General features: G+C 69.6%; 7 protein-coding genes. All 7 read right to left on the bottom strand.

All coding sequences use genetic code 11. The features are described from left to right. Nucleotides 1–185: 185 nt before the first annotated feature. Entirely contained in the window at nt 186–1,265 is a 1,080-nt protein-coding gene (gene mraY / locus Q4F04_RS13935; protein WP_303370409.1) for a phospho-N-acetylmuramoyl-pentapeptide-transferase, read from the bottom strand. 5 nt (nt 1,266–1,270) lie between these two features. Continuing rightward, complete coding sequence (murF, locus tag Q4F04_RS13940) at nt 1,271–2,656, bottom strand: UDP-N-acetylmuramoyl-tripeptide--D-alanyl-D-alanine ligase (protein WP_303370410.1); 1,386 nt, start codon at nt 2,654–2,656, stop codon at nt 1,271–1,273. Further along, nucleotides 2,653–4,140 carry a UDP-N-acetylmuramoyl-L-alanyl-D-glutamate--2,6-diaminopimelate ligase gene (locus Q4F04_RS13945; RefSeq protein WP_303370411.1) on the bottom strand — a complete coding sequence of 496 codons (1,488 nt, stop codon included), beginning with the start codon at nt 4,138–4,140 and terminating at the stop codon, nt 2,653–2,655. Before Q4F04_RS13945 ends, murF begins: the two co-directional genes overlap by 4 nt. 13 nt (nt 4,141–4,153) lie before the next feature. Then, nucleotides 4,154–5,956, bottom strand: coding sequence for a penicillin-binding protein 2 (locus tag Q4F04_RS13950; RefSeq protein WP_303370412.1), 1,803 nt, complete (start codon nt 5,954–5,956; stop codon nt 4,154–4,156). A 5-nt stretch (nt 5,957–5,961) separates the two neighbouring features. Beyond that, nucleotides 5,962–6,402, bottom strand: a complete 441-nt coding sequence (locus Q4F04_RS13955; RefSeq protein WP_303370413.1) for a cell division protein FtsL — start codon at nt 6,400–6,402, stop codon at nt 5,962–5,964. Further along, entirely contained in the window at nt 6,402–7,364 is a 963-nt protein-coding gene (gene rsmH / locus Q4F04_RS13960; RefSeq protein ID WP_303370414.1) for a 16S rRNA (cytosine(1402)-N(4))-methyltransferase RsmH, read from the bottom strand. Before rsmH ends, Q4F04_RS13955 begins: the two co-directional genes overlap by 1 nt. Next, on the bottom strand, nt 7,364–7,575 hold a 212-nt coding region (locus Q4F04_RS13965; protein WP_303370415.1), incomplete at its 5' end, for a division/cell wall cluster transcriptional repressor MraZ. The genes Q4F04_RS13965 and rsmH, both read right to left, overlap by 1 nt.

Here is a 7,575-nt window from a genome sequence, read left to right on the forward strand (position 1 = left end):
CAATGATCAAGAAAAGAGCCCAGCCTGCTACAAGATATGATATCAACGGACCTAGTGCGCTCCACGACCAAACAGACGGTAAATCAACGATCTTTTTCGCAGTATCAAGCGCCACAGTGGTAAAAGAATATATCCCAGCTAGAAATAAAATAATTGCACTTACGCCAGTCTTCCACATGGCAGCATTACCTCAACTTCAACGTGCTCAACCCGATCAGCGCCAAAATCACCGCGATGATCCAGAACCTGATCACGATCTGCGGCTCAGCCCAGCCCTTCTTCTCGAAATGATGGTGGATCGGGGCCATCAGGAACACCCGGCGGCCGGTGCGCTTGAAATAGGCGACCTGAATGATGACCGACAGGGCCTCGACCACAAACAACCCGCCGACGATGGCCAGCACGATCTCGTGCTTGATGCAGACGGCGATGGCGCCCAGCGCGCCGCCCAGGGCGAGCGAGCCGGTGTCGCCCATGAAGACGGCGGCGGGGGGCGCGTTATACCACAGGAAGCCCAGGCCGCCGCCCATCAGCGCCGCGACGAAGACGGCGATCTCGCCCGTGCCGGGGACGAAATGGACGCCCAGGTAGTTGGCGAAATTCGCGTTGCCGACGAGGTAGGCGATGATCCCGAAGGTGCAGGCGGCGATCATCACCGGGCCGATCGCCAGCCCGTCCAGCCCGTCGGTCAGGTTCACCGCATTGGCCGCGCCCACGATCACCAGCATGGCGAAAGGCACGAAGAAGATGCCGAGGTCGATCAGCACGTCCTTGAGGAAGGGCAGCGCGAGTTGCCCCGACAGCGGGTCCGGGTTCAGCCAGGCGACCGCGACCCCGGCCAGCGCGCCGATCGCAAGCCCGATGGCCATGCGGACGCGGCCCGACAGCCCCGCGTGGTGCTGCTTGGTCACCTTGGCATAGTCGTCGGCAAAGCCGATGGCCGCGAAACCCGCCGTCACCAGCAGCACGACCCAGACATAGCCGTTGTCGAGCCGCGCCCAGAGCAGGGTCGAGATGAACAGCGCCGACAGGATCAGGATGCCGCCCATCGTGGGGGTGCCCGCCTTGGCGAAATGGTCCGGACCGATCTTTCGCAGGGGCTGGCCCTTCTTCTGCTTGACGCGCAGCCAGTCGATCAGCGGGCGGCCGAAGATGAAGCCGAAGATCAGCGCGGTGAAGAAGGCCGCGCCCGAGCGGAAGGTGATATAGCGGAACAGGTTGAAGACGCCGCCATTGTCGGACAGGTCCGCCAGCCAGTAGAGCATCGGGTTTACCCCTTGTTGTTATCTGATGCGGGCGTCTGCCGCGCCCGGCGGATCGCGTCAACCACGAGGGCGACGCGCGAGCCCTTCGATCCCTTGACGAAGACCACGTCGCCGTCGCGGACTATCTCGCCCGCGCGGGCGCAGAGGTCGGCGGCATCCTCGGACCAGAAGCCGCGCCTGTCCTCGGGCAGCGCGTCCATCAGGTGGCGCATCCGGGGACCGCAGGCATGGACCAGCGCAACCCCCTGCATCTGCGGATAATCGGCGATGGCGCGGTGCAGGCCGAGTTCGTCCTCGCCCAGTTCCAGCATGTCGCCGAGGATGGCGACCCGACGGCCCGAGGGCATGGCATCCAGCGTGGCGAGGCCCGCCGCGAGGCTGGTCGGGTTGGCGTTGTAGCTGTCGTCGATCAGCGTGATCCCGCCGATCCGCTCCACCCCGCCCCGGCCCCTGTAGGGGCGCCAGTCGGAAAGGCCCCTGGCCGAGGCCTTCGGATCGGCACCCAGCGCAGTGAGGGCAGCCAGCACGCCCACCGCGTTCATGGCGAAATGCGCGCCTGCGGTGGCGAGGGTGAAGTCCAGCGTTTCGCCCAGCACACGGGCGCGGACGCGGGTTTCTCCTTCCTCCACCGCCGAGGACACGGGCTTCGCCATGCCATCGCGGCCGAAGCCCACGACAATGGCGCCTGCGCGGTCGGCGGCGTCGCGCAGGATCTGCGTCACCGGCAGATCCTCGGGGATGATGGCGTGGCCTGCCGGTTCCAGCCCCTCGAAGATGGATGCCTTTTCCACGGCGATGCCTTCGAGGCTGCCGAAGGCCTCCATGTGGGCCGCGCCCACGGTGGTGATCATCGCCACATGCGGGCGGGCCATGCGCGACAGGGGCGCGATCTCGCCGGGGTGGTTCATGCCGAGTTCGAGGATCGCCCAGTCGGTGTCCTGGTGCATCCGCGCCAAGGTCAGGGGGACGCCCCAGTGATTGTTCAGGCTCGCTTCGGCGGCGTGGACGCGGCCCTGCGTGGCAAGGGCGGCCGCCGCCATGTCCTTTGTCGAGGTCTTGCCGACCGAACCCGTGATCGCCAGCACCCGTGCCTTGGTGCGTGCGCGGGCGGCGCGTCCCAAGGCCTCCAGCGCGGGCAGGACGTCGTCCACGACCAGCAGGGGCGCGTCCGGGGGAACGCCCTCGGGGATGCGGCTGACCAGCGCGGCGGTGGCGCCCTTTTCCAGCGCCTGGGCCACGAAGTCGTGGCCGTCGCGGGCGTCCTTGAGCGCCACGAACAGGTCGCCCGGCTGGATCGTGCGGGTGTCGATCGAGATGCCGTTCGCCACCCAGTCGGCCGTCGCGTGGCCTCCGGTCGCGGCGGCGGCGTCGGTGGAGGTCCAGAGGCTCATACCATGCCGTCCAGCGCGGCGACGGCGACCGAGGCCTGTTCCGCGTCGTCAAAGGGGAAGACGTCCGAACCGACGATCTGCCCCGTTTCGTGCCCCTTGCCCATGATGAGAAGCGCGTCGCCCGGTTCCAGCGCGTCCACGGCGCGCAGGATCGCCTCGGCGCGGTCGCCGACCTCGGTGGCCTCGGAGCCTGCGCCGGCCATGACCTCGGCGCGGATGGCGGCGGGGTCCTCGGTCCGGGGGTTGTCGTCGGTGACATAGACCACGTCGGCATGTTGCCGGGCGGCCTCGCCCATCAGCGGGCGCTTGCCCCGGTCGCGGTCGCCCCCCGCGCCGACGATGGCGATGATGCGGCCCATGACATGCGGGCGCAGGGATTGCAGCGCCGCGATCACCGCGCCGGGCTTGTGGGCATAGTCCACGAAGACCGCCGCACCGTTCTGGCGCTGGGCGGCCAGCTCCATCCGGCCGCGCACGGTGGTCAGGCCCGGCAAGGCGGAGATGACGCGCTGCGGGTCGGCACCCGTGGCGATGCACAGGCCCGCCGCGCAGAGGACGTTCTCCGCCTGGAAGCCGCCGATCAGGTTCAGCCGGATCAGGTGCGTCTGGCCATTCAGGGAAAAGCGCAACTCCTGCCCCGTCGCGTCATAGCGCTGGGCGAGGATGCGAAGGTCGCAGCCCTCGGCCCGGCCATAGGTCAGAAGCCGCAAGCCCCGGTCGCGGGCGATCTGCGCGGCCTCGCGGCCCCGTGCGTCGTCGGTGCAGATCACTGCCGCGGCGCCCGGTTCGAGGATATGGTTGAACAGCAGCGCCTTGGCGGCGAAGTAGCTGTCGAAGTCGCGGTGATAGTCCAGGTGGTCCTGGCTGAAGTTGGTGAAGGCGCCCGCCGCGACCCGCACCCCGTCCAGCCGCCGCTGGTCGAGACCGTGCGAGGACGCCTCCATCGCCGCATGGGTGACGTCGGCCGCCGCCGCCTCGGACAACACGCGATGCAACGTCACCGGCTCGGGCGTCGTATGGGCGAGCTTGGCGGTGTAGTCCCCTTCCACCCCCATGGTGCCGAGGCTGATCGCCTTCAGCCCCAGCGCCTGCCAGATCTGGCGGGTGAAATTCGTGACCGAGGTCTTGCCGGACGTTCCCGTGACCGCCACGACGGTCTCGGGCTGCGCCTGAAACCACAGCGCCGCGGCCCCGGCGAGCGCGGCGCGGGGGTCCTCGGCCACAACCAGCGCGGCGGGGGAACCCGCAAGCTCGGCCGCCGCGATCTCGGCGCCCTGCCGGTCGGTCAGGATCGCAGCCGCCCCTTGGCGCAGCGCATACTGGATGAACTCGCCCCCGTGGGCGGCCGATCCGGGCAGCGCCGCGAACAGGTGCCCGTCGCGGACATGGCGCGAATCGACCGAAATGCCGGTGATCGTCGGATCGCTTCCATCGCCTGCCCGCAGCCCCAGCCGGGACAGGCTCATGGCCTTGTCGTTCTCCATGGTCCCTCGGTCCTTACCTTGCCGAGACCCTTAGGGCATCGGCCCGACGGGGTTCAATGACGGGCAGTTCCGCCCCGTCGGGCCGCAGGCCCAGCATCGGCGACAGTCGCTGGATCAGGGCGGCGGCGACCGGGGCGGCGGTGGCGCCAGCCGTCCGCATCTCGCCCCCGCCCGCGGCGGACACCTTGGGCTCGTCCAGCGTCACGACCAGCACATAGGCCGGGTCGTCGGTCGGATACATCGAGGCAAAGGTCGAGACGTTCCGGTTCTTGTAATAGCCGCCGCCGGGGCGCGGCTTGTCGGCGGTGCCGGTCTTGCCGCCGACCTTGTAGCCTGCCACCTCGGCCGCCCTGGCGGTGCCCTTGGTCACGACATGGCGCAAAAGCTCGCGCGCCTGTTTCGCGGCGGCGGGCGACAGGACCTGCTCGCCCTGAACCGGCACTTTCCGGTGGACCAGCGTCGGGCGGACGCGGCGGCCGTCATTGGCGATGGTCGCGAAGGCCGAGGCCAGATGCAGGGGGCTGGCCGCCAGCCCGTGGCCGAAGGACACGGTCGCCGCGGTGATCGCCGGCCAGCGCGCGGGCACGATCGGCTTGCCGGTCGGCGCCTCGGTCATCTCGACCGGGGTCGGCTCGAAGAAGCCGAGGTCCTTCAGGAACCGCTGCTGCCGTTCCGGCCCCAGCATCTGGGCGATGCGGACGGTGCCCACGTTCGACGACTTGCCCAGCACGTCGCGCACCGAAAGCTGCGCGCCGTAGTTCGAGAAGTCATGGATCAGATACTTGCCGATCTTCATCGGCGTGTTCGTGTTGATCATGGTGTTGGCATTGACCAGCCGCTCGTCGATCGCCTGGGCGATGGGGAAGATCTTGAAGGTGGATCCAAGCTCATAGACCCCTTGCACCGCCCGGTTGAACAGGGGGCTGTCCGAGGGATCGCCCTGGGTCAGCGGCCTCGGCCGGTCGTTGGGGTCGAAGTCGGGCAGGCTTGCCATGGCGAGGATCTCGCCCGACTTCACCTCCATCAGGATGCCGGTGGCGCCCTTGGCGTTCATGACCTTGATGCTGTTGCCCAGCACCTCCTCCATCGCTGCCTGGGCGGTCAGGTCGATGGACAACTGCAGGGGGGCGCCCGCATTGGCCGGGTCGCGCAGCCAGCGGTCGAAGGCCTTTTCCACGCCCGCCATGCCCAGCACCTCGGCGGAACTGACGCCTTCCGCCCCGAACTGCGAGCCGCCGAGGATGTGGCTGGCCAGCCGCCCGTTCGGGTAAAGCCGCATCTCGCGCGGGCCGAAGACGAGGCCCGGCTCGCCGATGTCATGGACGGCCTGCATCTGTTCGGGGGAAAGCTTCTTCTTGATCCAGACGAACTTCCGCTCGCCGGTCAGGTCGCGCTTCAGCCGTTCCGCATCGAGGTCAGGGAAGATCCGCGCCAGCTTCCCGGCCGCCGCCACCGGATCCACGAGGTCATGGGGATGGGCGTAAAGCGCGTGGGTGGACAGGTTCGTCGCCAGCACCCGTCCGCGCCGGTCCACGATGTCGGCCCGCTGCGAGATGATCTGCGCCCCCGAGGCATGGGCGCGGGGTTCCACCGGCTGGCTGCTGGCCAAGGCCCCCATCCGCAGGCCCACCGTGCCGAAGGCCACCATGAAGCCCAGCACCATCAGCTTGATCCGCCCCTCGGCCCGGCGGCGGGCGCGGTCCTGGATCTCGGCATGGCGCTGGGCGCGCAGCCCGGCCTCGATCTCGTCGGGGTCCTGTCCGGCCTGCCGGGCGCTGAGGATGCGGGCCAGCGGGCGCAAGGGGGTGCGGATCATGGCGGTCACTCCTGTTCCGGGGCGGAATCGGCGGGCGGCTCGAAGCCGGGGGGCGCGGGACGCGGCAGCGGCGCCCCGCGGTTGTTCGACGGTGTGCGGGGCACCCAGCCGGCCATCGATTCGCCGGGCGTGAGTTCCGTGGGCGGCGCGACCGGCTCGGGCGGCGGATAGTCGATGTTGCGGGCCGAGCCGAACTGGTTGGCCTGCACCGGGGCAAGGCGCAGGCGGTCGAAATTCATGTCCACAAGCTGGCTGAGGCGGTCGGGCCGGTTGAGATAGGCCCATTCGGCCCGCAGCACGCCCAGGTTCTCGCGCAGGCTCGCGATCTCGCGTTGGACCACCTGCATCCGGTCGATCTGCGCCTGGGTGCGGTAGTTCTCGCGGTAGGCCCAGAAGGCGAGGCCCATGACCGCCAGCGCGGCCAGAAGATACAGCAGCGGCCGCATCATATGCCCCCCGGCAGGCGCGGCAGGCCCAGCGCATCGGCATCCGCCCGGCCGGCGGGCGCGTCGGTGCGGACCGCCACGCGCAGGAAGGCGGACCGGGCACGGGGATTCGCCGCCAGTTCCGCCGCGTCGGCGCCCACGGCGCGGCGGAAGGGCAGCGTGAAGGCGGGGGCCTGCTGCGGCGCCGCGGGGGCATGGCGGCTGCCGCCGCCCGCCGCATTGGCGCGGGCCTGCATGAAGCGCTTGACCACGCGATCCTCAAGCGAATGGAAGCTGACCACCGCCAGCCTGCCGCCGGGCTTCAGCGCCCGCTCGGCCGCCTCAAGACCCGCAAGAAGCTGGCCGAATTCGTCATTCACCCAGATGCGGATCGCTTGGAAGCTGCGGGTGGCCGGGTGACTCTGTCCTGGCTTGGGACGAGGGAGGCAGGACTGGACCACCTCGGCCAGTTGCGCGGTCGTGGTCAGGGGGCGGGCGGCGACGATGGCGCGGGCAATGCGGCGGGCGGCGCGTTCCTCGCCGTAATGGTAGAGCACGTCGGCGATGCGGGATTCCTCGGCCCGGTTCAGCAGGTCGGCGGCGGTCGGGCCGTCCTGCGCCATCCGCATGTCCAGCGGCCCGTCGCGCAGGAAGGAGAATCCGCGCTCGGGCTGGTCAAGCTGCATGGAACTGACGCCGAGATCCAGCACCACGCCGTCCACCGGCCCGCCCGCCAGCTCGTCGAGGTCCGAGAAGGTGCCCTGCACCAGCCGCAGCCGGTCGCGATAGCCGCCCGCCCATGCGCGGGCCATGTCGAACACCGCCGGGTCGCGGTCGATGCCGATGACACGCCCGGCCCCGGCCTCGAGCAGCCCGCGGGCATAGCCGCCCGCGCCGAAGGTGCCGTCCACCCAGGTGCCGCGGACGGGGGCCACTGCCGCCAGCAGGGGGCCGAGCAGAACAGGGACATGCGGCGCGGTCATCAGCTTTCGGGCGCAGGCGGCAGCAGCGACAGCGGATCGGCGCCGGGTTCCAGCGCGGGCATCCCGGCCTCGATCTTGCGCAGGTCGGCCTCATGCGTCTCGGGCGTCGTGACCTTGAGGTAGTCGCCCTGCGCCATGAAGAAGGCCCGGTCCCCCAGCCCGATCTTCTCGCGCAGGCGCTGGGGCAGGACCAGGCGGCCATCCTGATCGA

The organism is Paracoccus sp. (in: a-proteobacteria), assembly GCF_030536915.1.
In the GTDB taxonomy this organism is placed as follows: Bacteria; Pseudomonadota; Alphaproteobacteria; order Rhodobacterales; family Rhodobacteraceae; genus Paracoccus.